Annotated in this window: 23 protein-coding genes; 18 read left to right on the top strand and 5 right to left on the bottom strand. The window is 61.5% G+C overall.

The features are described from left to right. Positions 1-45: 45 nt before the first annotated feature. Positions 46-690, bottom strand: a complete 645-nt coding sequence (locus MQW79_RS04725; RefSeq protein ID WP_476587133.1) for a PAS domain-containing protein — start codon at positions 688-690, stop codon at positions 46-48. A 185-nt stretch (positions 691-875) separates the two neighbouring features. On the opposite strand from MQW79_RS04725, the gene MQW79_RS04720 reads away from it, so the two are divergent. Continuing rightward, a complete protein-coding gene (locus MQW79_RS04720) occupies positions 876-1,610 on the top strand; it encodes a rhomboid family intramembrane serine protease (RefSeq protein WP_476587132.1) in 735 nt (244 codons plus the stop codon). A 54-nt stretch (positions 1,611-1,664) separates the two neighbouring features. Here MQW79_RS04720 and hisI read toward each other — a convergent pair whose 3' ends face one another. The 3 genes from hisI to folE all read right to left on the bottom strand — a co-directional run bounded on the left by hisI (position 1,665) and on the right by folE (position 3,816). Beyond that, positions 1,665-2,117: a phosphoribosyl-AMP cyclohydrolase gene (gene hisI / locus MQW79_RS04715; RefSeq protein ID WP_476587131.1), complete on the bottom strand. Its 453-nt coding sequence runs from the start codon at positions 2,115-2,117 to the stop codon at positions 1,665-1,667. 60 nt (positions 2,118-2,177) lie between these two features. Further along, positions 2,178-3,014 carry a helix-turn-helix domain-containing protein gene (locus MQW79_RS04710; RefSeq protein WP_476587129.1) on the bottom strand — a complete coding sequence of 279 codons (837 nt, stop codon included), beginning with the start codon at positions 3,012-3,014 and terminating at the stop codon, positions 2,178-2,180. 181 nt (positions 3,015-3,195) lie between these two features. Next, entirely contained in the window at positions 3,196-3,816 is a 621-nt protein-coding gene (folE, locus tag MQW79_RS04705; protein WP_476587127.1) for a GTP cyclohydrolase I FolE, read from the bottom strand. A gap of 152 nt (positions 3,817-3,968) precedes the next feature. Between folE and MQW79_RS04700 the strand changes: the two genes are divergently transcribed. From MQW79_RS04700 to MQW79_RS04665, 8 genes are all read left to right on the top strand, one after another. Beyond that, positions 3,969-4,421, top strand: coding sequence for an iron-sulfur cluster assembly scaffold protein (locus MQW79_RS04700; RefSeq protein ID WP_476587125.1), 453 nt, complete (start codon positions 3,969-3,971; stop codon positions 4,419-4,421). Beyond that, positions 4,421-4,753, top strand: a complete 333-nt coding sequence (gene yidD / locus MQW79_RS04695) for a membrane protein insertion efficiency factor YidD (protein WP_476587124.1) — start codon at positions 4,421-4,423, stop codon at positions 4,751-4,753. The genes MQW79_RS04700 and yidD overlap by 1 nt, the downstream gene beginning before the upstream one ends. Positions 4,754-4,869: 116 nt before the next feature. Further along, positions 4,870-6,837 (top strand): threonine--tRNA ligase, encoded by a 1,968-nt coding sequence (gene thrS, locus MQW79_RS04690; protein ID WP_476587122.1) that lies wholly within the window; start codon positions 4,870-4,872, stop codon positions 6,835-6,837. Then, positions 6,837-7,061 carry a hypothetical protein gene (locus MQW79_RS04685; protein ID WP_198875266.1) on the top strand — a complete coding sequence of 75 codons (225 nt, stop codon included), beginning with the start codon at positions 6,837-6,839 and terminating at the stop codon, positions 7,059-7,061. The genes thrS and MQW79_RS04685 overlap by 1 nt, the downstream gene beginning before the upstream one ends. Before the next feature lie 13 nt (positions 7,062-7,074). Then, positions 7,075-7,506, top strand: a complete 432-nt coding sequence (gene arfB / locus MQW79_RS04680; protein ID WP_476587121.1) for an alternative ribosome rescue aminoacyl-tRNA hydrolase ArfB — start codon at positions 7,075-7,077, stop codon at positions 7,504-7,506. A 91-nt stretch (positions 7,507-7,597) separates the two neighbouring features. Continuing rightward, entirely contained in the window at positions 7,598-8,941 is a 1,344-nt protein-coding gene (locus tag MQW79_RS04675; protein WP_476587120.1) for a UDP-glucose dehydrogenase family protein, read from the top strand. A gap of 17 nt (positions 8,942-8,958) precedes the next feature. Continuing rightward, positions 8,959-9,966 carry an NAD-dependent epimerase/dehydratase family protein gene (locus tag MQW79_RS04670; RefSeq protein WP_476587119.1) on the top strand — a complete coding sequence of 336 codons (1,008 nt, stop codon included), beginning with the start codon at positions 8,959-8,961 and terminating at the stop codon, positions 9,964-9,966. Between the two features lies 1 nt (position 9,967). After that, positions 9,968-11,371 carry a phosphohexomutase domain-containing protein gene (locus MQW79_RS04665; protein WP_476587118.1) on the top strand — a complete coding sequence of 468 codons (1,404 nt, stop codon included), beginning with the start codon at positions 9,968-9,970 and terminating at the stop codon, positions 11,369-11,371. 37 nt (positions 11,372-11,408) lie between these two features. Here the strand turns inward: MQW79_RS04665 and MQW79_RS04660 are convergent, their stop codons facing one another. Beyond that, positions 11,409-13,205 (bottom strand): hypothetical protein, encoded by a 1,797-nt coding sequence (locus tag MQW79_RS04660; protein ID WP_476587117.1) that lies wholly within the window; start codon positions 13,203-13,205, stop codon positions 11,409-11,411. A gap of 344 nt (positions 13,206-13,549) precedes the next feature. On the opposite strand from MQW79_RS04660, the gene rfbC reads away from it, so the two are divergent. The 9 genes from rfbC to MQW79_RS04615 all read left to right on the top strand — a co-directional run bounded on the left by rfbC (position 13,550) and on the right by MQW79_RS04615 (position 23,478). Then, positions 13,550-14,116 carry a dTDP-4-dehydrorhamnose 3,5-epimerase gene (rfbC, locus tag MQW79_RS04655; RefSeq protein WP_476587116.1) on the top strand — a complete coding sequence of 189 codons (567 nt, stop codon included), beginning with the start codon at positions 13,550-13,552 and terminating at the stop codon, positions 14,114-14,116. A gap of 1 nt (position 14,117) precedes the next feature. Further along, positions 14,118-15,182 carry a dTDP-glucose 4,6-dehydratase gene (gene rfbB / locus MQW79_RS04650; RefSeq protein WP_476587115.1) on the top strand — a complete coding sequence of 355 codons (1,065 nt, stop codon included), beginning with the start codon at positions 14,118-14,120 and terminating at the stop codon, positions 15,180-15,182. Continuing rightward, a complete protein-coding gene (gene rfbD / locus MQW79_RS04645) occupies positions 15,182-16,096 on the top strand; it encodes a dTDP-4-dehydrorhamnose reductase (RefSeq protein WP_476587113.1) in 915 nt (304 codons plus the stop codon). The genes rfbB and rfbD overlap by 1 nt, the downstream gene beginning before the upstream one ends. After that, positions 16,093-16,962: a glucose-1-phosphate thymidylyltransferase RfbA gene (gene rfbA, locus MQW79_RS04640; RefSeq protein ID WP_476587111.1), complete on the top strand. Its 870-nt coding sequence runs from the start codon at positions 16,093-16,095 to the stop codon at positions 16,960-16,962. The genes rfbD and rfbA overlap by 4 nt, the downstream gene beginning before the upstream one ends. Next, a complete protein-coding gene (locus MQW79_RS04635) occupies positions 16,962-18,083 on the top strand; it encodes a DUF1972 domain-containing protein (protein ID WP_476587110.1) in 1,122 nt (373 codons plus the stop codon). Before rfbA ends, MQW79_RS04635 begins: the two co-directional genes overlap by 1 nt. Positions 18,084-18,120: 37 nt before the next feature. Next, positions 18,121-19,341 (top strand): glycosyltransferase, encoded by a 1,221-nt coding sequence (locus MQW79_RS04630; protein WP_476587109.1) that lies wholly within the window; start codon positions 18,121-18,123, stop codon positions 19,339-19,341. Next, positions 19,338-20,594 (top strand): hypothetical protein, encoded by a 1,257-nt coding sequence (locus MQW79_RS04625; RefSeq protein WP_476587107.1) that lies wholly within the window; start codon positions 19,338-19,340, stop codon positions 20,592-20,594. The genes MQW79_RS04630 and MQW79_RS04625 overlap by 4 nt, the downstream gene beginning before the upstream one ends. A 72-nt stretch (positions 20,595-20,666) precedes the next feature. Then, complete coding sequence (locus tag MQW79_RS04620; protein ID WP_476587106.1) at positions 20,667-22,145, top strand: lipopolysaccharide biosynthesis protein; 1,479 nt, start codon at positions 20,667-20,669, stop codon at positions 22,143-22,145. A gap of 226 nt (positions 22,146-22,371) precedes the next feature. Then, positions 22,372-23,478 (top strand): polysaccharide pyruvyl transferase family protein, encoded by a 1,107-nt coding sequence (locus MQW79_RS04615; protein ID WP_476587105.1) that lies wholly within the window; start codon positions 22,372-22,374, stop codon positions 23,476-23,478. Positions 23,479-23,485 lie beyond the last annotated feature (7 nt).

Genomic DNA, 23,485 nt, shown 5'->3' with positions numbered 1-23,485 from the left:
GATGATGCCGGGCACGGCGATACCGATAAAATGCCCGGCTTTCAGTTAGTTGCGACCGCCGTCGATGACAGCCAGATGCGCATAGCGACGGGCGGTGCGGCCATAGACGGTGGTGGGCAGGGCCGAATGCGAAGCCGGTGCGAATTCGACATCGTTGACTACGCTGGCCAACACTTCCTGCGCGGGTTCCTCGGCGGAAATCTCGTCGGGCCAGATCAGGCGGAGGCCGGTGATGCGTTGCTCGAGAACCGGCTGAACGCCCAGCCAATAGGGCTCGTCGAGAGCCGACATGGCGCCCAGAATGCGCGTATGGGTGGAGCCATTGTGGCGCAGCGGCATCAGGATGGTCTCGAAAGTGACCTTGGTCTGGAGCGCGGTCGTGCCCTGGAACGTTACCAGCGCAACGGCATGGTCTTCGGTGACGGCGCGGAGGAGGGTTTCCATCGCGTCATTGTCACGGTCGTGCCAGAGGGCGGAGAAGGAACGGCCCTTCAGTTCACGGCAATAGCTGGTGCACAGATGCGAGCCGGCGAGACGGAAGGAAAACTTGTCCTGACCATCCAGTTCGAGGATGAACGTGTTGGCAAGTGCCTCGCGGATGCGGGTCGGGTCGATGTCGCGGCGGTCTGGTGCGCTGCGCGAGCCGCGAATCGTGTTCCAATAGCTATAGAGGGTTTTGGTGCTCGGCATCTGCATCGTTCAGGTCCGCATCTGGAATCGACAGGGCGTTCCGTGATTGGGTCCGCCGCGCCCCTGACAATCGCAAAATGCGACCCCGAACGCCCGCTTAAAGAAGAGTTAAGGTTAACGCCTGTGGCCAAATGTGGAAAAGCTGAAGCAGGCCCGCGCCGCGCCACGGATTGAGGACGACTGTCATGAGTGAACTCCCTCAAACGCCCGCTCAGCCGGAGCCTCCCCGGCATGAGCCAATTTTCCTGCTGCCCACGGCGATCACTCTCCTGGCGGGCGTTCTGGTGGCGATTCACCTCGCATCAACTTTGATTCTTAACCCGGACGGGCAGTATGAGCTGCTCTACTGGTTTGCGTTCCAGCCCTATCGAATCGTGGTGGCGCTGATCGATCCGAGCCTGGCTGTTCCGCTGATCTGGACGCCATTCTCCCATGCCTTCCTGCATGCCGGGTGGGACCACCTGCTGATCAACCTTGCCTGGATGGTGATCTTTGCGACCCCGGTCGTGCGCCGTTACGGGGGAGGGCCGATGCTGGCGCTGTTCCTGCTTTCGGCAGCGGGTGGTGCTGCGCTATTTGCGGCGACGACCCTCTATAGCCAGATTTACCTTGTCGGCGCATCTGGCGGGGTTGCCGGCCTGACCGGGGCTGCCATCAGGTTCATGTTCCAGCCCGTCCTCGTCAGCCAGGATCCTGAAACCGGAGAACGGGTGGTGCTGGGGCGAAGGCTGGCGAGCATCGGCGAGGTGTTCGCCAATCCGCGGTCGCGCTGGTTCACGCTGATCTGGCTGATCCTGAATGCTGCCGTGCCGATCGTGCCGATGATCACAGGAACGAGCCTGGCCATTGCATGGCAGGCGCATCTGGGCGGCTTTGCCACAGGATTCCTGCTGGTGGGCCTGTTCGAGCGGAAGGTGTAGCCTGTTCAAATTCTTGCACGCAACGGCGAAGGCCGTGGCCGTTCCACGAACGGCCTAATGGCCGTAGACGGCCTTGGGATCGAAGAGGCGGGGCAGGCCGGTATCTTCGAGCCGGACTTCGCCGCCAGCGACGACTATGCGGCGATAGAAGCAGCTCTTGCGGCCAGTGTGGCATGCGGCGCCGCGACCCGTCTGGCGCACGATCATGACAATGCAGTCCTGATCGCAATCGGTGCGCAACTCTACGACTTCCTGCAGTTCGCCCGAGGTCTCACCCTTTTTCCAGATGGCCTTGCGGGAGCGTGACCAATAGTGGGCGATGCCGGTCTCAAGGGTCAGCGACAGGGTCTCTGCGTTCATATGGGCCACCATGAGCACGGCATTGGTTTCCGATTCCATGGTGATGACCGTGATGAGGCCATGCGCGTCGAAACGGGGGGCGAAGGCCGTGCCTTCCTCGAGGGCGTCGTGGTCCAGAGCTTTTGGATCGGTGAAGGTCAGGGTCATGATGCGCGCGTCCTGCTAAGTCAGCAGGCTCTAGCGCGCATCTCGCTGCAAAGCCAGTCCTCAGGCCTTGAGGCCGTACCAGACTTCAATATCGCCGGCGCCGGTGCGGGCATCGAAGCTGGGTCCATAATATTCGATGAAGCTATGGACGGCCTCGCTAGGTTCGTAGCCGTTGGTGCTGAGCCATAGTTCGGAGGCGCCAATGGTCTGGCGAATGGCCGAGACGTGTCCGGGATGGGTGAAGCGGGCCCAGCGCAGGGCGGGAACAGTCACTGCGGTCAGTTCGGGCGGGAGGTCGGTGCCGGGGCGAATTTCCACGGCAACGAGGTAGTCGAACAGGCCGTCATCGGTGATCTCCCCGACCAGGCCATAGGCGGCCCCGGCAATGGCGCCATCGACATTGCCGATATAGGGCTGGAAGCGCCGCCACTGTTCGGGAATGCCGACAGGCATGCTCATCCTGTGGCGCTCGGCAATGCCGGCGAAATGCAGCTCCGGCCGGTTTTCGAAGCGGGGCGGGGCGATGGGGGCAGATGTGGTCGTATCCATTCTGAGAGGCTCCACGAGCGTTAGTCCTTCGAGACTGCGCCGGTCGCGGACCATTTGCGGGGTAGAACCGAACTGGTCGCGAAAGGCGCGGGTGAATGCCTCATGGGAACCGTAGCCGCTCTCCAGCGCCACCGACAGGATGTCGGGGGCGCCGGCCGCCAGAAGGCGCGCTGCTTCGCTCAGGCGTCGTGCCCGCAGATAACCGGTGACGGAATAACCGGTGACCAGCGGGAAGACTCTTGAGAGATAGCTTTTGGACCGCCCGGTGACCGATGCCAGTTCTTCAAGGTCCAGCGGCTCGCGCGAGCGGCTTTCAAGAACCCAGAGCATTTCAGCGATGACAGACATGGCGACGATCCCGTTGTGAGGCGGCTAGTCTATGCCATGATCGCGGCATCCGCATTTGATCGTGCTTGCTCTGCGATGCTGATTATTTCAGCGCGCAAGACCCAGGAAAGGTCAACTGCCCGGTCGGACCGGGCAATGACAAGGGGGAGAATGCTGTGCTCCGCGTGACGGCGGCCGCCGGCTAGCGGTGGCCGACCATGGCGAAGAAGCGGTCCTGCTCGACGCGGTCTTCGGCGAAGACCCCGGTGAAGCGATGGGTGACGGTCTTGACGTCATGTGCCTTCACGCCGCGCATGGTCATGCACATGTGCTCGGCTTCGAGCATCACCGCCGCGCCGCGGGGGCCGAGGTTTTCGTTGATGGCGTCGATGATCTGCGCGGTCATGGTTTCCTGCGTCTGCAGGCGACGGGCATAGACCTCCACGAGGCGCGCCAGCTTGGAAAGGCCGACCACGCCATCATGGGGCAGGTAGGCGATATGGGCCTGGCCGAAGAAGGGCACCATGTGGTGCTCGCAATGGGCGTAGAAGGGGATGCCCTTGACCAGGACGAGATCGTCGTAACCCCCGACTTCCTTGAAAGTCTTGGAGAGAACCTCGCTCGCATCCTGATCGTAGCCGGCGAAAAGCTCGCCATAGGCCTTGGTGACACGGGCGGGAGTTTCCAGCAGGCCCTCGCGGGTCGGGTCGTCGCCGGCCCAGGCGATCAGCGTGCGCACGGCCGCTTCTGCCTCTTCACGGCTGGGGCGGGTGACGGGGGCGCTGGCGACTGACGTCGTCAGTGACTTAACTCGTGCATCCATTTGGGTCCGGCTCCTTGCATGGCGACAGTCATCTAATACGCGACGAACGGCGTGTCAGATTTCGACAGGAGCACAAACTCCTGACAGTCGTATGGAGACCCCCTATATAGAAGTGGAACGAGACCGGAACAAGAAACAGATTTGTCGCGATCATGGGACTGAGCGATCTCTATTCCGAACGGATACTGGACCTGGCTGGCAATGCCCGCCAGCCGGGAAGGCTCAGTGCGCCCGACGCGAGCGCCCGAAAGGTCAGCCGTGTCTGCGGTTCCTCGATCGAGGTGGACGTGGTCATCAGGAACGGAATCATCGCCGATTATGGCCACGACATCTCCGCCTGTGCTCTGGGCCAGACCTCGGCAGCGGTTGTGGCGCGCGAAATTGTCGGCACGCCGGTCAGCGAGTTCCTGGCCGTGCGTCAGACCATGCATGACATGCTCAAGGCCAATGGCGCTCCGCCCACGGGGAAATGGGAAGACCTCAAATATCTCGAACCGGTGCGGGACTATCCCAATCGGCACATTTCGACCCTGCTGGTGTTCGATGCGCTGGCCGTTGCAATCGAAAAGTTTGAATCTTCCCAGATGCTTGCGGCGGAACGGTAATGGAGCGATTCATCGACCTCATGTGGCGAGTTATCGATCTGCCTTTCAAGGTGGTCGCGGTCTTTCTGATCACAGTCTACCGCTATACGCTCTCGGCTTTCACCGGGCGCAGCTGCCGGCACCTGCCAACCTGTTCGGAATTTACCCGTGACGCAATTTGGCAATTCGGCTTCTGGCCGGGCGGCTGGATGGGGGCGGCGCGGCTTTGGCGGTGCCGTCCGGGTGGAAGCCATGGTTATGACCCTGTACCCGAGACGTTGCCGGAGGAAGGCCGGTGGTATCTGCCCTGGCGCTATGGACGGTGGCAGGGCGACAAGCATGAGCATGCCTGAGGATCGCTGCCAGGCGGCCGGTCGCCACGTAGTGGCTGGAATTCCCGTTCATTCATGCTAAGCAGCGGCCCTGCGCCATTTCCGGCGCGACCAATTGATTTCAATGGAGACTTCAAATGTCGATCAAGGTGACGTTCCCCGATGGTGCTGCTCGCGAATACTCGCGCGGCACTACCGGCACCGAGATCGTGGAGGGTATCTCCAAGTCGCTCGCCAAGAAGACGGTGGCGATGAAGTGGAACGGCGTGCTGTCTGACCTCAGCGACGCGCTCGAAGCCGATGGCGCAATCGAGTTCGTGACGCGCGATAGCGGTTCGAAAGATGTGCTGGAGCTGATCCGGCACGATGCCGCACACGTGCTGGCCGAGGCCGTGCAGGAACTGTGGCCCGACACGCAGGTGACGATCGGCCCGGTGATCGAGAACGGCTTCTACTACGACTTCTATCGTGATGCGGGGCCGTTCACGGAAGACGAGCTGCGCATCATCGAAAAGAAGATGAGCGAGATCGTCGAGCGCGGCGCTGCCTTCACCAAGGAAGTGTGGACCCGCGACCAGGCCAAGGACTTCTTCCGCGCCAAGGGCGAAGACTTCAAGGTCGAGCTGGTGGACGCCATCCCGGCGGATCAGTCGCTCAAGATGTACAAGCAGGGGCAGTGGATCGACCTTTGCCGCGGCCCGCACATGCGGACCGTGAAGGATGTCGGCCAGGCCTTCAAGCTGACCAAGGTGGCCGGCGCCTATTGGCGCGGCGACAGCAATCGCGAGGTGCTGAGCCGCATCTACGGTACGGCCTTTGCCACGAAGGAAGAGCTCGACGCCTATCTTCACATGATGGAAGAGGCCGAAAAACGCGATCACCGCAAGCTTGGGCGCGAGATGGATCTGTTCCACATGCAGGAGGAAGCCCCGGGTCAGGTCTTCTGGCACCCGAAGGGCTGGAGCATCTATGTGGCGCTGCAGGACTATATGCGCCGCAAGCAGCGTGCCGACGGCTATGTCGAGGTGAACACGCCGCAGGTCGTCAGCCGCAAGTTGTGGGAAGCCTCGGGCCACTGGGACAATTACCAGGAGAACATGTTCATCGTCGAAGTGGACGAGGAGCATGCCAAGACCAAGACGGTGAATGCGCTCAAACCCATGAACTGCCCTTGCCACGTGCAGGTGTTCAACCATGGGCTCAAGTCCTACCGCGACCTGCCGCTTCGCATGGCCGAGTTCGGCTCCTGCAACCGCTATGAACCATCGGGCGCGCTGCACGGGATCATGCGCGTGCGTGGCTTCACCCAGGATGACGCGCATATTTTCTGCACCGAAGAGCAGATCGAAGCCGAAACGAAGAAATTCATCGACCTGCTGGCCGGCGTCTATGCTGATCTGGGCTTCACGGAGTGGCGCATCAAGCTCTCTACGCGTCCGGAAAAGCGCATCGGTTCGGAAGAGAGCTGGGATCGGGCCGAGGCCGCGCTGGGGAATGCCTGCAAGGCGGCGGGGCACGACTACACCATTTTTCCCGGCGAGGGCGCCTTTTATGGCCCCAAGCTCGAATTCGTACTGACTGACGCCATTGGCCGTGACTGGCAGTGCGGCACGCTGCAGGTTGACCCCAACCTGCCAGAGCGGCTCGACGCGGAATATGTGGGCGCCGACGGCGCCAAGCATCGACCGATCATGCTTCACCGGGCCGTACTGGGCAGCTTCGAGCGGTTCATCGGCATCCTGATCGAAAATAGCTCGGGGAAGCTCCCTTTCTGGCTGGCGCCGACCCAGGTTGTCGTCGCGACCATCGTGTCTGAAGCCGACGAGTATGCCGAAAAGCTGCTGCGGCAGCTGCGCGATGCGGGCATTCGCGCCGAACTCGACACACGCAACGAAAAGATCAACTACAAGGTGCGCGAGCATTCGGTTGGCAAGGTGCCGCTGATGTTCGTGGTCGGCAAGCGTGAGGCCGAGGAAGGCAATGTGTCCATCCGTCGTCTGGGAACTGAAGGCCAGCAGGTCGTGCCGTTCATGGATGCGCTGGTGGATCTGATGGCCGAGGCGACGCCGCCGGACCTCAGGGACAAGGCTCAGAAGGTCGCCTGATGCCGCAGCGTCCGTCCAACCGCGAAATGAAGGCGCTTTATCATCTGGGCGAAGACAATGTGCTTGGCCCGGATGACTTCAAGGATGTCGGCGAAAAGACCTTTGCCGGCATGCTGAAGAAGAAGTGGATCGAAGAGGCCGGGCCGGGAAAATACCGGACCACGGAAAAGGGCCGCATCATCCACGACGAGGAAGTGTACTTCACCGGCCGCTCCAAGCGCTGAACGGGAGGGTGGCATGGCTGATCCCATCCAGATCACCCGAACCGTCTCGATCGATCCGGCCGAGCTTGAGGAAAGCTTCGTGCGCAGTTCCGGCCCCGGTGGCCAGAACGTCAACAAAGTTGCGAGCGCGGTGCAGCTGCGCTTCAACCTCATGAATTCCCCCAATATTCCTGAACCAATGAAGCGGCGGGTGGCAGCGCTGGCGGGCAGCCGCATGACCAAGGATGGGGTGATCGTCATCACCTCCAATTCCCATCGTGACCAGCCGCTCAACAGGACTGAGGCACAAGCCAGGCTCGTGGCACTGCTGCGCGAGGGGGCCTTTGTGCCCAAGGCGCGGATCGCCACGCGACCAACCCTGGCGTCCAAGAAGCGCCGGCTGGATGGCAAAGCGGTGCGCTCCGGCGTCAAGCGGATGCGGGAGCGGCCGAGCGGCGAGGATTGAGCGCAACCTGGCCAGCGCCGCAGTTCATGGGCGAGTTTTGATCGGCCACCAGTGTAGGGTTGCGCGCAACGCGGGAACGGAGATCGATCCGGTGAAGATTGCAGTTGTGGGTTCGGGTTATGTCGGCCTCGTGACGGGCGTCTGCCTTGCCGATTTCGGGCATGACGTTGTCTGCATCGACAAGGACGAAGGCAAGATTGCCGCGCTGGCACGCGGCGAGCTGCCGATTTTCGAGCCGGGCCTTGCAGAACTTGTCAGGGCCAATGTGGATGGCGGCAGGCTTTCCTTTGCGAGCGAACTTGCCGACCCCGTCGCAGCGGCCGAAGTCGTGTTCATCGCCGTGGGCACGCCCAGTCGCCGGGGGGACGGCCATGCCGATCTCAGCCATGTCTATGCGGCGGCACAAGAGATCGCCGGCTCGCTGTCCGGGTTTACCGTTGTGGCCACCAAATCCACTGCGCCGGTGGGTACGGGTGACGAAGTTGCGCGGATCATCGGCGCCGCCAATCCGACGGCTGAAGTGGCTGTCGTGTCCAACCCCGAGTTTCTCCGCGAGGGCGCGGCCATCGAGGACTTCAAGCGGCCCGACCGTATCGTCATCGGCACGGATGATGAACGGGCGCGGCAGGTCATGACCGATGTCTATCGCCCGCTCTATCTCAATCAGGCGCCGCTGCTGTTCACCGACCGGCGAACGGCGGAGCTGATCAAATATGCCGCCAATGCCTTCCTCGCCATGAAGATCACCTTCATCAATGAGATCGCCGATCTCTGCGAGGCGACCGGGGCCGATGTCCAGGAAGTGGCCCGCGGTATCGGGCTGGATAACCGTATCGGGGCCAAGTTCCTGCATGCCGGGCCCGGCTATGGCGGGTCGTGCTTTCCCAAGGACACGACGGCACTGGTCAAGATCGGCCAGGACTTCGGCAGCCCGATGCGGCTGGTGGAAACAACCGTGTCCATCAACGAGCAGCGCAAGCGCGCCATGGCGCGCAAGGTGATCGCTGCCTGTGGTGGCGATGTGCGTGGCCGCACGATCGGCGTGCTGGGCCTGACCTTCAAGCCCAATACCGACGACATGCGGGAAGCGCCGTCGCTCGACATCATCAGGGGCCTGCAGGATCGCGGCGCCAGGATCGTGGCCTTCGACCCGCAGGGCATGAAGGCGGCGCGCGACCTGACAGAGGGCGTGACCTTTGCCGACAATGCCTATGACGTCGCGCCCGGCGCCGATGCCCTCGTGCTGATTACCGAATGGAACGAATTCCGGTCCCTTGATCTCGCAAGGCTTCGCTCGGTGATGACGACGCCCGTCTTCGTTGACCTGCGCAACGTCTATCGGCCACATGAAATGCGGCGCCACGGCTTCAGTTATGTCAGTATCGGACGGTCCGGCATGGACCGGAGCGATCGGGCAACGGACGCGGCAGAGTAGACAGCGGAGCAGGGGCCTTGAGGATACTGGTTACCGGCGCGGCTGGGTTCATCGGCTTTCATCTGAGCCGGAAATTGCTCGACGATGGCCATGACGTGTTCGGCCTCGACGCTCTGACGCACTATTACGACCCTAAGCTCAAGCAGGCCCGGCTGGATATCCTGCAGCAAAATGAGCGGTTCAGTTTCGGCCGCGTCGACCTGACGGATGCGCGGTCGCTTTCCGGCTTCGTTGCCGATGCGGGGGCCGAGGTGGTGTATCACCTCGCCGCGCAGCCAGGTGTCCGCTACAGTATCGAAAATCCGCAGAGCTATGTGCAGTCCAACATTGTCGGTACGGCCAACCTGCTCGAGGCCATGCGCCAGCACGTGCCCCGGCACCTGATCGCCGCCTCGACCAGTTCGGTCTACGGGGGCAATACCAAGATGCCCTATGCGGAGACGGACCGGGCCGACGCGCCGCTCTCGCTTTATGCTGCCACAAAGAAAGCCGGCGAGGCGCTGGTCCATTCCTATGCGAGCCTGTGGTCGATCCCTTCGACCTGTGTGCGGTTCTTCACGGTTTATGGGCCCTATGGGCGGCCGGACATGGCGCTGATCAAGTTTGCGCGTGCCATTGCCGCTGGCGAGCCGATTGAGGTCTATGGCGATGGCCAGATGCGGCGTGACTTCACCTATGTCGATGATCTGGTGGATGTGATGATTGCCCTGATGGACAAGGTTCCAGTTGTCGGGGAGGCCTTGCCCGGCGACAGCCTATCGCCGGTGGCGCCGTTCCGTGCGCTCAATATCGGCGGTGGGCGTCCGGTGGAGCTGATGGATTTCATCGCGTCCATCGAGCGCGCCCTGGGCAGGAAGGCCCGGATCAACATGCTGCCGATGCAGCCTGGCGATGTGGTTGCAACCGAGGCGGACACGAGCCTGCTCAAGGCGCTCGTGGGTGCGGTGCCTACGACCCCACTGGACGAGGGTATAGATCGGTTTGTGGCCTGGTTCCTGGACTACCAGGAGCAGACAAAGAGTTAGCATGGCCGCAGCAAGCCTCACGTTCGGAACGAGCGGCCTGCGCGGACTGGCCATCGCGCTGGAAGGGCAGGCGGCCCGACAGTATGTGGCGGCCTTCATTCGGCATCTTGAGGCTGGCCCGGGCGCGCCAGAGCAGGTTTTCCTGGCACGGGACTTTCGCCCTTCGAGCCTGGCCATCCTGAACGACTGCGCCATTGCCATCACAGCGGCGGGGCTTCAGCCGGTCGATTGTGGTGCCCTGCCGACCCCGGCACTGGCGCTGCATGCCATTGCGGCCGGAGCCGCTGCCATCATGGTGACGGGGAGCCACATCCCCGTTGATCGCAACGGGTTGAAGTTCTATTCGCCCGCGGGGGAAATCAGCAAGGCGGACGAGGAGGGCATTCTCGCGGCTCTCGACAGCGCGCTGATCGAAGATCGACCCGTCGCGCTGCTCGACGGGGCGGCCGCAGCTCGCGAGCGCTATCTGGCGCGATTTGTGGATGTGCTGGAGCCCAAGGCCTTGAAGGGCTGGCGGGTAGGGGTGTTCGAGCATTCCACGGTTTCGCGGGACCTGCTCGGCGAGGTGCTTTGCCGCCATGGCGCCGAAACGGTCAGCCTGGGGCGGATCGAGGGATTTGTGCCTGTCGATACAGAAGCCTTCGGTGATGCGGTCTTCGCGCCCCTACCGGGCTGGATCGGTGACCATGGGCTCAATACCATCGTGTCCGCCGATGGGGATGGAGATCGCCCCTTCGTGGTGGACGACAAAGGGCAATTTGTCCGTGGGGATGTGCTTGGGCTGCTGACGGCGCGTTACTTCGACGCCGACACGCTGGTGACGCCAGTGACGTCAAACTCGGCGATCGAGGGTCTTGGCCTCTTTGACAAGGTGGTGAGGACACGGGTCGGCTCGCCCCATGTGGTGGCGGCCATGGAGGCGGCCGGTGGAGCGGCGATTGGCTTTGAGGCCAATGGGGGGACGTTTGTGGGCCGCAACGTCCGCGCGAAGGGGCGCGCGCTTGCGCCCTTGGTGACGCGTGACGCTATTCTGCCGATCCTGTGCGCGCTTGGGGCCGCCGCGGCATCTGGAGGATCGCTGTCCGAGCTGGTGGCCAGCCTGCCGCTACAGCACGCCGTGGCCGGCCGGATGCAAGATGTGCCCGTCGAGCGCAGCGCGGCCTTCCTGGGCCGGCTTCGGGATGATGAACTTTATGCCAGGGAGACCTTTGGCAGACATGGCATTTCGCGGCGTGCCGAAATCGACGGATTGCAGTTCTGGACCGGCGCGGGCGACATGGTGCATTTCCGCGCGTCGGGCAACGCGCCAGAGTTGCGTTGCTATGTGGAGGCAAGTTCACCCGACAGGGCGCGCGAATTGCTCGACTGGGGGCTGAAGGTCGCGGCACGAGAAACGGCCGCATAGAAAAGGGCCGCCCGATTGGCGGCCCTCCATTCATCGCCTATTTGGCTTCTGCACTGATATTGACCTTGCCGATCAAGGTCGTCGGGTCCTGCTCGGCCTCGATGAAATCGACCATCCCGAGGCCCGGATCTGTCTTGGCCTCAATGCCGATGGCCAGGGTCTTGGCCTTGCCGGAGACGAAGGCGTTGATCGCTTCGCCAAGTTTGGCGGCATCGGCCGCGCCCGCCATCATGCTGATGACGGTGCCCTGGGCGAGACCCGCAAAGACCGGCCGAAGGGTGGCTGGATCTGCGCCCTGATCGGCGGCCGCGACAGCCAGGATGATGTCGGACAGGCCGGCATCGGTGACCGTCAGGTCCAGGTTCTTGACGGCCACGCCCATGCCGGCGGCAATGGCGGTGTCGGGATCGAGGGCGAAGAGATCTTCGGTGGCATTGGTGATCGTGCCCGCGATGAGGACGGTGGCGAGATCGACGCCCGAGAGCGATACTTCCTCAACAGCGATGGAATTGGTCGCTTCGTCCCATGAAGCAGCAATGCGGAAGCCCGCATCGATGTCGGTGATGCCCAGGGCGCGGAGCTGGTCAAAGGTCTCGTCACCGCTGTCGACGGGAATTTCGGCCTGGATATTGCTGGCCGAGATGTCGAAGTCAGCCGGGATGCCGTTGACGTAGTTCGCCAGCGTCAGATCGAAGGCGCCGACATTGGCGACGATGCGCGTATCGGGCGCGTCCGGATCGGGAATGTCGATGGCCAGGCCGGTGAGCGAAACGCCTTCCATGCCGGGGATCAGGGCGCGGGCATTGGCTTCGAGCCAAGCCTCGTCCACCTCCTCCGGCGCCGCTTCAAGCGTGGCAATGGTCGAGGTGAGGTCCATCGGCTTGATGGTGAGGTTTTCAAGCGTGACAGAGCCGTCGTCTTCGACCTCGACATTGAAGCCGTCCATCGTGATCGCCGGGTAGACGCCAGGGGACATGCCGCCCATGGTCATGGCCTCGACAGTAAAGGTCATGGCGCGGCCGTCTTCGTCTGTGCCGTCGCAGGCAAAGCCGTCAAAGCTGACATCGGAGGTTTCGAAGGCCGTCAGGAAGTCGGCATACATCTTGAGGAAACGGCCCATGACCACCGGATCGACGGTGTCGGGATCATCTTCCATGGCTTCGGCGATGGCCATCATCTCGCCAAAGGAGGTCTTGAGGGGACGCGCCTTGAACTCGGCGCCGGTCACCCCGCCAATCGTGCAGGAGACTTCTTCGGACTCCATGGTGCCGCCCTCGGAGACTAGGTCGGTATAGATGACTTCAAGTTCGGTCTGGTCGCTGTCGACAAGGCCATAAATGCCCAGAATACCGCCGATATCGAGATTGGCGGCAGACATGGTGCCGAAGGCGAAGGACGCATCGGCTGCGTCGAGGCTGATGCCGCCAAGGCTCATGCCGGCGGCCTTGCCGTCGGTAACATCCTCAAGCACGAGATCGGTAAAGGTGATGGTGGCGTCCTCGGTACCGTCCGCGGATTGCGAGGTCACGCTGACAGTGATTTCGGGGACGGAAATGCTGGTGGCGTCGAGCCCGGCCAGGTCATCTGCGTGGTCGGCAATGTTGCCGCTGAGGATTTCAGTCAAGACGTCGTTGGAGAGACTGGAGTCGACCGCGTCAATTGTGGGGATCGAGACGGCATAATCGAAGGTCGTTTCGTCTGCCGTTGCGGTGGCAGTGGCGGCGGGCTTGGTCTTTTCCTTGGCGACCACCGCCGTTGCCGGCAAGGCTACGCTGACAAGGCAGAGGGCCGCGAACGCCGACAGACGCCGACGATCAATCTTGCTGAACATCATGGTTTTCTCCCGTTCCATTGAGGAAATCTGGGGCGGTGCCCAGGTCCATTCAAGTGGAAGAAGTATAGGGCGGCCTCAGTTTGCGCAATTGGGGCCGGTCGGGGGAATAGTCGCCCGAGGCATGACCATCCGGTACTTCGACGGTCAGTATTCCGCGCCAGAGTGAGCGGAAAACGCTGATTTTCCTCGTGTTCCAGCTGGTCGCGACCGCGAGTCCACCAGGCAATCACAGCCGTATTCCACTCTGCGTCGGAGTGTGTAGATTAGTGGGCAGCGCAGAGGGTTCGTGCTGCGACACTGGAAGCTGAAAAGTCATCCGAGGCGCCGTTCCACTGAGTGAGACGATGAACCTGAATCGAACCGAGATTCACGACGTTCTTGAGATCATTCCCAGCCGTCATGGCGATCACCGTGGCTACTTCTCGGAGACATTCAGGGACGACTGGTTCCGCACAAACGTGGGGCCGCAGACCTTCGTCCAGGAGAACCAGTCTCTCAGCCGGGCGGCCGGCGTGGTTCGGGGGCTTCATTTCCAGTCCGATCCGGCCGCGCAAGGCAAGCTGGTGCGTTGTGTGGCCGGAGCCGTCTTCGACGTCGCAGTCGATATCCGGGTTGGGTCACCCAGCTTCGGGAAGTGGGTTGGCGTCACGCTGACGGCCGAGAAGGGCAACCAGCTTTGGGTGCCGCGGGGCTTCCTGCACGGGTTCTGTACACTCGAAGCCAACTGTCTCGTGGTCTACAAGACCACGGCATTCTACGACCCCGCTTGCGACAAGGGCGTGTTGTGGAACGATCCTGCTATCGGCGTTGACTGGCCTGCAATCGCGGACCCTGGTCAGCTTTCGACCAGAGACACCGGTCAGCCGCGTCTGGCCGATCTGCCGCACCATTTCGAATATGAGGGGCACTGAGATGCGTGTCCTCGTCACCGGTGGCGCAGGTTTCATCGGCTCGGCTGTCGTGCGTTATCTCGTGCTGGATAAGGGTTATGACGTCCTGACTGTGGACAAGCTCACCTATGCCGGGAACCTGGCATCGCTCAAAACCGTCGACGGCCGCCCAAACCACAGGTTCTTCAAGGCGGATATATGCGACACGCGGGCCATGAATGAAGCCTTTGCGAGCTTTCGGCCTGACCGCGTCATGCACCTGGCAGCGGAAAGCCATGTTGACCGCTCCATAACCAGCGCAGCAGATTTTGTGGGCACCAATGTGCTGGGTACACTTGGGCTGCTCGAAGCGGCCCGCGTCCACTACGCCGGCCTTGATGGGGCGGCAAGGCGACGGTTCAGGTTTCTGCATGTGTCGACCGATGAGGTCTATGGCTCGCTGGGGGACAAGGGGCTGTTCACCGAGGCTACACCCTATGACCCCAGCTCGCCCTATTCAGCCACAAAGGCGGCGTCTGACCATCTGGCGAAGGCCTGGCATCGCACCCACGGCCTGCCGGTAGTGGTGTCCCATTGCTCGAATAATTACGGGCCGTGTCAGTTTCCTGAGAAGCTTATCCCACTGACCATTCTCAATGCGCTGGAGGGCAAGCCCCTGCCGGTCTATGGCCGGGGACAGAATGTCCGCGACTGGATTTATGTCGAGGATCACGCCCGGGCCCTCGATGCCATTGTGGAGCGGGGGCGAGCGGGGGCGAGCTACAATATCGGCGGCCGCAATGAGCGGCGCAATATAGACGTGGTTCGCCGCATCTGTGCAGGGCTTGAGCAGCGCAGGCCCAGGGCCGGCAGATACAAGGATCTGATCCACTTCGTCAGCGATCGGCCAGGCCATGATGCGCGCTACGCGATTGATGCCAGCAAGCTCGAAAGCGAACTGGGCTGGCGCGCGCTGGAAACGTTCGACACCGGAATCGAGAAAACCATCGACTGGTACCTGCAGAACGACTGGTGGTGGGACCCGCCAGGCCGGCATCATGCCGACAAGGCGCCTGGCCTGCACAGAATGGCCGAGGCGGCGGTCTGATGCGGATCGCCGTCACCGGAAGATCAGGCCAGGTGCTCACCGCGCTGGTGGAACGAGGGTCGGCGGCGGGGGTCGAGGTGGTGAGCCTGGGTAGACCGGAACTTGACCTTGGCGAAGATGGCCCTCTCGAGGCGGTCTTTGCGGCGGTGGCGCCCGATGCCGTGGTTTCGGCGGCCGCCTATACGGCGGTCGACAAGGCCGAGTCCGAGCCGGATCTGGCGATGGCGGTCAATGGCCGCGGAGCAGGGCGAGTAGCCGCCGCGGCTGCGCGACTGAACATTCCGATCGTCCACATTTCGACCGACTATGTCTTCGATGGCAGCAAGGCCTCGGCCTATGTCGAAGGCGACGCGCCCCGCCCACTCGGCGTCTATGGACAGAGCAAGCTGGCAGGTGAGCGTGCCGTTGCCGCGGCGCATGCCAACCATGCCATCCTGCGCACGGCCTGGATCTATTCGCCCTTCGGCAACAATTTTCTCAAGACCATGCTGCGCCTCGCCGCCGACCGTGCGGAACTGCGCGTGGTCGCCGACCAGGTGGGCAATCCTACTTCTGCCCTCGATATTGCCGATGCAGTGATCGCCGTGACCAGGAACCTGTTGAGCCGAGCCGGTGACGATACGCTGCGCGGTATTTTCCATATGGCTGGTACGGGCGAGACCAGCTGGGCCGACTTCGCCAGGGGCATTTTCGCCCTGTCGGCAGAGCGTGGCGGGCCGTCGGCATCCGTCCTATCCATTCCTGCCTCGGACTATCCGACCCCGGCGCGGAGGCCCGCAAATTCGCGCCTGTCGTCGATCCGGCTGGCCCAGGTTCACGGTGTGACGATGCCGAAATGGCAATCGTCCACCGAAGCTACGCTCGGGCGGCTACTGGCATCCCGATCCGCACCACCGATGGAGAGGTCATCTTGAAGGGCATCATACTTGCGGGCGGGAGTGGCACGCGGCTCTATCCGATCACCAGGGGGATCTCGAAGCAGCTGATGCCCGTCTACGACAAGCCGATGATCTACTACCCCCTCACCACGCTGATGCTGGCCGGCATTCGTGACGTTCTGATCATCACCACGCCGGAGGACAGCGAGAACTTCAAGAGACTGCTGGGGGACGGGTCGCAGTGGGGTCTCTCGCTGACTTACGCTACCCAGCCCGAGCCCAACGGCATTGCCGAGGCATTCATCATCGGAGCCGATTTTGTCTCCGGTGGGCCATGCGCCCTGATCCTGGGCGACAATATCTTCTACGGAAACGGTCTTCCCGAACTCATGCGCCACAGCGTGTCGCAACTCGGCGGGGCCTGCGTTTTCGCGTATCACGTCACTGATCCCGGGCGCTATGGCGTGGTCGAGTTCGATCACGCCCATCGAGCAATCAGCATCGCGGAAAAGCCTGATCAACCGCGCTCGAACTGGGCAGTGACCGGGCTATATTTCTATGACCGGCACGTGGTGGATATTGCTGCCGATCTGAAGCCCTCGGCGCGCGGCGAACTCGAGATCACGGATGTAAACCGGGCGTATCTCGAAAAGGGGCGGTTGAGCGTGGAGTTGATGGGGCGGGGCTATGCCTGGCTCGATACCGGAACGCCAGACAGCCTGCTCGACGCCGCGCAATTTGTAGCAACCCTGGAAAAACGCCAGGGCTTCAAGATTGCCTCACCCGAGGAAGTGGCCTTCCGCATGGGCTACATTGGTGCTGATGAACTCGACTCCCTGGCTGCCAGGCTACGTGGGAGCACTTACGGACGGTATCTCAACTCCATTCTGGTGAGCGCCTGATGATCAGCGCTTCCAAGGCAGTCAACATCCTGGGATGTCGCGGCATTCCCGCTGCGCATGGTGGATTTGAGACCTTTGCCGGCCACCTGGCGCCCTACCTGCGTGACCGCGGCTGGACCGTCAATGTCTATTGCCAGCTTGAGCCCGACTCCGAGGGCATTTCGCCTGCCGACAGCGAGGACGACTGGAACGGCATCCGCCGCATTCGTCTGGGTACAAGATCCAAGGGTTCGGCGGGCTCAATCGAGTTCGACTGGCGCTCCATCAAGGATGCCATGGAGCGCCCTGGCGTAAACCTGGTCCTCGGCTACAACACTGCAGTCTTCAGCCTGGCTCTGCGCCTGCGGGGCAGGCCTGTGATCATGAACATGGACGGGGTCGAATGGCGCCGCGCGAAGTGGTCGCCGCCGATCAAGATCTGGTTCTATCTGAATGAACTCGTCGGCGCGAATGTTGCCACGGTCCCCATTGCCGATCACCCCGAGATTGCACGGCATTTGCGACGCCATGGCTGCTTTCGATCTGAAATCATCCCATATGGCGCGCACAGGCTTCGGGCGGTCAGCGACGGGGCGATCACTGCTCTTGGCCTGGCGCCCTGGCGCTACTTCATTTCCATCGCGCGGATCGAACCCGAGAACTCCATCCTCGAGATCGTTCGCGCGTTTTCCTCGCGACCACGCGATACGACCCTGGTGGTGCTCGGGAGGTTGGATGAAGGGAACTCCTATCATCAGCGGGTCCGGGCTGCGGCGTCGGATCGCGTGCTGTTTCCTGGTGCAATCTACGACCAGTCGGTGGTGTCGGCACTCCGCTTTCATGCGCTGGCTTATCTGCATGGCCATCAGGTGGGTGGCACCAATCCTTCGCTGGTCGAGGCCCTGGGCGCCGGGAATGCGGTGATCGCGCATGACAACCAGTTCAATCGTTGGGTGGCGGGCGATGGACAGTTTTATTTCTCCGATGACGTGGCGTTGTCGGAGCTGCTGACGCGCGCCGAGGCCGGCGCCCTGCCTATGGACGAGGCCAGGCAGTCCGCAGTGCGCCGCCACGAGCAGAATTTCACCCTCGACGACATCCACCAGCAATATGAGGCCGTTCTGGCGCGGTTCGTCAGATGATGGATCGCCACGTCCGCAAACCGGGGGAGGGGGCGGCTTGCCAAATCTGCTATCTGTAAACAGCTACCACTACATTCGCGGTGGGTCAGATGCGGTCTATTTCAACCATGCACGCCTGATGGAAGGCGCTGGTTGGTCCAATACGTTCTTCTCGATGCATCATCCCAGCAACGAGCCCTGCGAGACCGAAGGATATTTTGCGGATCGCATCGATTTCGATGAGCGGCGGGGCGTTCTGTCGACCTTGGCCTCATCGGTGCGAATTGTATATTCCCGGCAGGCCCAGCGGCGTCTTGCGGAACTCCTCGATTCCCGGCCGGTGGATGTGGCGCACTACCATTGCATCTATCACCACCTTTCGCCCTCTGTGCTGGTCGAGGCCAAGCGTCGAGGCATTCCGACGGTGATGACTGCGCATGACCTGAAACTTGCCTGCCCCAACTACAGGATGATGACGCATGACGGCGTCTGCGAGCGGTGCAAGGGCGGCAAGGTCTGGAATGCTGCACGGCACAGATGCATCAAGGGAAGCGCTGCGGCCAGTGCCCTGATCACGGTGGAGTCAGCGGTGCACAAGTCCTTGCGACTTTACGCCCGTAGTATCGATCGCATCGTCGCGCCCAGCCGGTTTTATCGCGAAAAGCTCATTGAGTGGGGCTGGGACCCCGCCAGTATTGCCTACATTCCCAACTTCGTCGGTCATATCCCGGACCGGGTCCCCGACCCGGGTCAGTATCTGCTTTATTTCGGGCGTCTCGTTCCGGAAAAGGGCCTCGGCACGCTGGTGCGGGCTGTTGCCAGGTCAGGTATTCGGACCTTGCTGGCCGGTTCAGGGCCGGAGGAGGGCGCTCTAAGGGCGCTGGCAGCGGAGCTGCAGGCGCCGGTGGACTTCCTCGGCTTCAAGTCAGGAAAGGCGCTCTGGGCCCTGGTCGATGGCGCCCGTGCCGTCGTGCTCCCTTCCGAGTGGTACGAGAACGGGCCCATGAGCGCGATCGAGGCCTTCGGCCGCGGCAAACCGCTCATTGGCGCGCGTATCGGCGGCATTCCCGAGCTGATCGATGAGGGCGTAACGGGCTGGACCTTCACCCCGGGCGATGTCGACGACCTGGCCAGGAAGTTGACGTTGGTCTGGGAGCGCGCGAATGGCGAATTGGCGGCCATGGGTGAGGCCACCCGCGATATAGTGCGGCGTCGTTTCAGCGCCGAAGTCTACTTCGACGCGATGACCGAACTCTATGCGGAACTGGGGGTGCGATGAGCATCGACTCCCTTCCACGAAGCGGACGCATATCGATGGGCTCGGCGCCAGAGTCGACCTCGCCCTATGCGTGGCTGGTTCTGCTCGCGATATTCGCCAACGTTTTCCTGGCCACGTTGTACAACATCACAGCTGTCGAGTTGTTCTCAACCCTGCAGGATCTCTCTGCAGCGTCGATCGTGCTGGTGCTTTCGGGCGCTTTGCTGATGCATCATCGGACAGACTTGCGCGGCGCGATGTTCATTGCGCTATGGATTTTCGCATTAACGATCCATTCCGCACTTAACTTTGCATCGCTGGACTATGCCGACTGGCTCAAATTCGTCTCCATCTTCGTTCTGTTTCTGGCCGGAACGAATTTGAAATTTGAGTACGGAAAAGGAGAGAGGGCACTTCTTCTGGCTCTTGCGGTTCTTCCTGTCCTGGTTGAATTTCTTGGCGGGAGCCGCGTGTATCCCGGTGGCGATGCCTTTGCCATATTTCAAAACACGAATACCGCCGTCCTGTATTACATGTCGATCTTGTTCGCTGTCGCGCCGATTTTCGGGCACGGATCAATACTGGCTCACATTCTTCTCGTTCTCCTCTTTCAGAAGATCGGGATCCTTCTGGCAACGGTGGTCGGCCTCGGTATCTCCTCCTTGGTCAGAACGCGGACGCATTCTCTGGCCGCCCTGGCGCTCCTCGGTGTCGGGCTCGGCATCGGCTACCTGCTCGGTCTTCTCGATCGACCGATTGCCGTGCTGACCATGATGGCTGCGGATCTTTCGACGATCGGGCTGGACGGCATCTCACAGATGTCTTTCGCGGGCCTCTACGAACGCAGCCAGTCGTCAGACCTGTCCGGCTATTTTCGAGTCCTGCATTGGTCGAACATTCTGGGGCTCATGGGCCAAGGTGACCTATTGCATCTATTGTTTGGGGTCGGTGGTGGTGTGACGCCAAATGTGACGACCTTACACAATGTTCCGCATAATGATTATTTGAAGGTCGCCTTTGAGTATGGGCTGATCCTGTTCGTGATCTTTTCTGTTCTCGTTGCTCGCGTGTATGCGGGGATCGAGCAAAGAGAGCAGAAGGCATTGTTCCTGGTCTTGTGTATTTATTTCATCTCGGAGAACGTTGTTAACAACTATTCTTCGATGGCCATGTTTTTCTTTTTTGCAGGATTGTCACTTAGAAGGAACCGGTCGGCTGTCGTGCCGGGACTCTCCGAGGCGGGCCGCCCAAGGGCGGCGCAAGTTCATGTGTAGCGGCACGACGTTTCGACCTCAGTTCGCCAGGGCAGGGCGGCCCTTCAAGACAAGCCGGGGGAGGTCGAAACCGTGACCGACGAAAGTCTCCGAACGGCGGCAGCGCGCGGTATCGCCTGGTCGGTCGTCCAGAACTGGGGCGGGAAGATTTTGACCTTCGCTCTGTCCATCCTGCTGGCGCGCATCTTGTCGCCCAGCGAGTTCGGGATTGCTGCCGCGGCCATGGTGATGCTCTCGCTTATCCCGGTCGTTGCGGGGCTGGGATTTGGCGACGCGATAATGCAGCGCCAAAGGCTCTCGCCGGCAGAGCTGAATTTGCCGTTCTACACCGCAACGGCAATCTCCATCGCCATGGTGGCCATGGTCGTGCTCTTCTGCGGAGATATTGGCACATGGCTGGGCGTGCCGGGGTTTCCATTGTATGTGGCCACCATAGCCGGCACCGCCCTGTTGACCGCGCCAACGTTGTTTCAGGAAGCGGTGTTCAAGCGGAACATGAAGTTCCGTTCGCTTGCTACACGGACACTCGTGGCAAATCTGACCGGGGGACTGGCAGCGGTAGCCTGCGCCCTGGTTGGCCTAGGCGTCTGGAGCTTTGTGGTGCAGGCCTATGTGGTGACCACGGTCAGCCTGGTGTGGCTATGGTCGCGGCCCTCGTGGCTGCCGACCCTTGAGCTCGACATTGCCGCCTTTCGGCAAATGTCCCGGTTCGGAATCCCGGTGGCGGTCCAGAGGCTGGTCGATTTTGTCGGCACAAGGGCGGTCGATCTGATCATCGTTATGCAACTCGGGATCGTTGCTTATGGGATCTACACCGTGGCATCCCGGCTCTATCTGACTGTATTGCAGCTTCTGCAGGGTGCACTTTATGACGTGTCCCTCACGGTTCTTTCCAGGCTTTCGTCAGACCGCGAGAGACTGTCAGACGTCTATGTCAGGACTATCAAGTTGTCGTCCCGGCTCGTTGCGCCAGTGTTTGTCGGGTTGGCTGCGGTATCGCCTGAGCTTTGCAGCCTGTTGTTTGGGGCCAGTTGGGACGGTGTAGCAAATGTTGCGGCGCCATTGCTCATCCTGGGATCGGTTCAGTGCGTCCAATTCATGAACGGGGCATTTCTGTCGGCCCGAGGACGCCCTGAACTCACTCTCATCACGGGGATTGCAAAGACGGTATCAGCTCTGGTGATGCTGTTCCTGTTGGCGCGTGGAACGGTGGAGGAGATGGTGATTGTGTTTGTCGCGAGTCAGCTTATTGCGACCCCCTTGTCCTTCTTTTTTGCGGCAAAGGAGTTGAGGGTCCCATTCAGGGCTCTGTCCGTTTCGATCGTTCCCTCGTTCTGTATCTCGTATTTTTCCCTGCTCGTCGCCACCATGGTCAGAGACCATGCGTTGGGCGACGGGATCGGTGATCTTGCGGGCATAATCGTTATCGGTTTGTCGTTTTTTGCCGTTTGGACGGCCCTGCACATCGTTTTCGACTTTAGGGGATTGCGCAATGCAACCAGTGCCTTGATCGAAATTCTTTCGAGGCGCGACCGGCTGGCGGGCGAGTAGTCAGATGCTGAGAAGCCTGGTTGGTCGCCACCTGCCGCCGGGAATGCGCAGGGCGATTGTGTCCCGGCTGGAACGGTCACGGCTGTTCATGAGGGCAACCGAACTTGCCCAATGGCGGACAACCGTGGATGGCCTGACCTCATATCACCCCTCGGACTGTCCAGAGAGAGTCCTACTGATGTCTTGCGACCCGTGGACGCTGATGGGGTCCAGGGGCGATGAGGCGATGACGCGCGCCGTGATCGAGAGAGTTCGTGCGGTCAATCCCGCTGCTCAGGTGGGAATTGTCACGGCATCCGCACAGGGCAGCGCAGCGGCCATCTCGCTCGACGCCGTCCCTTTCCAGTGTTGGAAGCGGCCATTTTCGTATCGCGATATCGTGTCAACGCTGGATGATTTTCGTCCCGACGCTGTCCTGGTCATCGGTGCGGATGTTCTCGATGGGCATTACTCACCAGCATTCAGCGCGCGCATGCTGCTGTCGGCAGATATTGCAGCACGGGTCGGTGCCCGGACGGCCATTCTTGGGTTCAGCTTCAACTCGCCAAATGCGCAGAGCATGAAGCCGGTGCTCGATGCGCTTTCCGACAAGCTCTCGGTCAATATCAGGGATGAGGTTTCACTCGGTCGGTTTGTGGCCTTTACCGGGAGGGCGGCCGCGCTCACGGCCGACGTGGCCTTCCTGCTGGATCCCACAAAGGGCGCCCCCGCACTTGCGGATGTTATTGCCTGGACCGGTCAGATGCGCGCCGCCGGCAAGGTGGTAGTCGGTCTCAATGTTCACCCACTGCTCTTCAGGGGCCTGAAAAGTCGATCATCAGAAGTCGTGAGTGCCTTCAAGGAAGAGGCTGAGGGGGCCGTGCATGATAAGAACATTGCATTGCTGCTCATCTCTCACGACGTTCGTCCCGAGGTTGGCGACCAGGTTCTGCTGAAGCCCCTCGCTGCCGCGCTCGCATCGGACGCTGTTGAAGATTTTGAAATGGCGCCGGCTGGTTTGACTGCAGCGGAGGTCAAGGAGCTTGCCGGCCATCTGGACTGTATCCTTGCGGCGCGCATGCATCTGGCGATAGCGGCGTTGGGCATGGGAACGCCGGTCGCGACCATTACTTATCAGGGCAAATTCGAGGGGCTGTTCCGACAGTTCGGGCTCGACCAATCGCACATGGTTTCGCCTCGGGAGGCTCTGGAGCCCGGCCGGCTCAGGGCCGCGATTTCGGACTTGGTCCACAATCGCCGGTATCTCGGGGCCAAGGTGCGCGAAGCACTGCCAAGCGTTCTCAACAAGGCGCAGCTGAACCTGTCGGTGCTCAAGGGCATCAGTCACGGATGAGGGCGTC

The organism is Devosia sp. Micro-HW1, from assembly GCF_056341075.1.
The sequence above is the reverse complement of the archived record's forward strand: the minus strand, read 5'-3'. Positions and strand labels throughout refer to the sequence as shown.

Excerpts from the sequence above, each read along its gene's own strand:
- MQW79_RS04725 (WP_476587133.1), bottom strand. The coding sequence starts at position 690 with ATGCCGAGCACCAAAACCCTCTATAGCTATTGGAACACGATTCGCGGC.
- MQW79_RS04720 (WP_476587132.1), top strand. The coding sequence starts at position 876 with ATGAGTGAACTCCCTCAAACGCCCGCTCAGCCGGAGCCTCCCCGGCAT.
- hisI (WP_476587131.1), bottom strand. The coding sequence starts at position 2,117 with ATGACCCTGACCTTCACCGATCCAAAAGCTCTGGACCACGACGCCCTC.
- MQW79_RS04710 (WP_476587129.1), bottom strand. The coding sequence starts at position 3,014 with ATGTCTGTCATCGCTGAAATGCTCTGGGTTCTTGAAAGCCGCTCGCGC.
- folE (WP_476587127.1), bottom strand. The coding sequence starts at position 3,816 with ATGGATGCACGAGTTAAGTCACTGACGACGTCAGTCGCCAGCGCCCCC.
- MQW79_RS04700 (WP_476587125.1), top strand. The coding sequence starts at position 3,969 with ATGGGACTGAGCGATCTCTATTCCGAACGGATACTGGACCTGGCTGGC.
- yidD (WP_476587124.1), top strand. The coding sequence starts at position 4,421 with ATGGAGCGATTCATCGACCTCATGTGGCGAGTTATCGATCTGCCTTTC.
- thrS (WP_476587122.1), top strand. The coding sequence starts at position 4,870 with ATGTCGATCAAGGTGACGTTCCCCGATGGTGCTGCTCGCGAATACTCG.
- MQW79_RS04685 (WP_198875266.1), top strand. The coding sequence starts at position 6,837 with ATGCCGCAGCGTCCGTCCAACCGCGAAATGAAGGCGCTTTATCATCTG.
- arfB (WP_476587121.1), top strand. The coding sequence starts at position 7,075 with ATGGCTGATCCCATCCAGATCACCCGAACCGTCTCGATCGATCCGGCC.
- MQW79_RS04665 (WP_476587118.1), top strand. The coding sequence starts at position 9,968 with ATGGCCGCAGCAAGCCTCACGTTCGGAACGAGCGGCCTGCGCGGACTG.
- MQW79_RS04660 (WP_476587117.1), bottom strand. The coding sequence starts at position 13,205 with ATGATGTTCAGCAAGATTGATCGTCGGCGTCTGTCGGCGTTCGCGGCC.
- rfbC (WP_476587116.1), top strand. The coding sequence starts at position 13,550 with ATGAACCTGAATCGAACCGAGATTCACGACGTTCTTGAGATCATTCCC.
- rfbB (WP_476587115.1), top strand. The coding sequence starts at position 14,118 with ATGCGTGTCCTCGTCACCGGTGGCGCAGGTTTCATCGGCTCGGCTGTC.
- rfbD (WP_476587113.1), top strand. The coding sequence starts at position 15,182 with ATGCGGATCGCCGTCACCGGAAGATCAGGCCAGGTGCTCACCGCGCTG.
- MQW79_RS04635 (WP_476587110.1), top strand. The coding sequence starts at position 16,962 with ATGATCAGCGCTTCCAAGGCAGTCAACATCCTGGGATGTCGCGGCATT.
- MQW79_RS04625 (WP_476587107.1), top strand. The coding sequence starts at position 19,338 with ATGAGCATCGACTCCCTTCCACGAAGCGGACGCATATCGATGGGCTCG.
- MQW79_RS04615 (WP_476587105.1), top strand. The coding sequence starts at position 22,372 with ATGACGCGCGCCGTGATCGAGAGAGTTCGTGCGGTCAATCCCGCTGCT.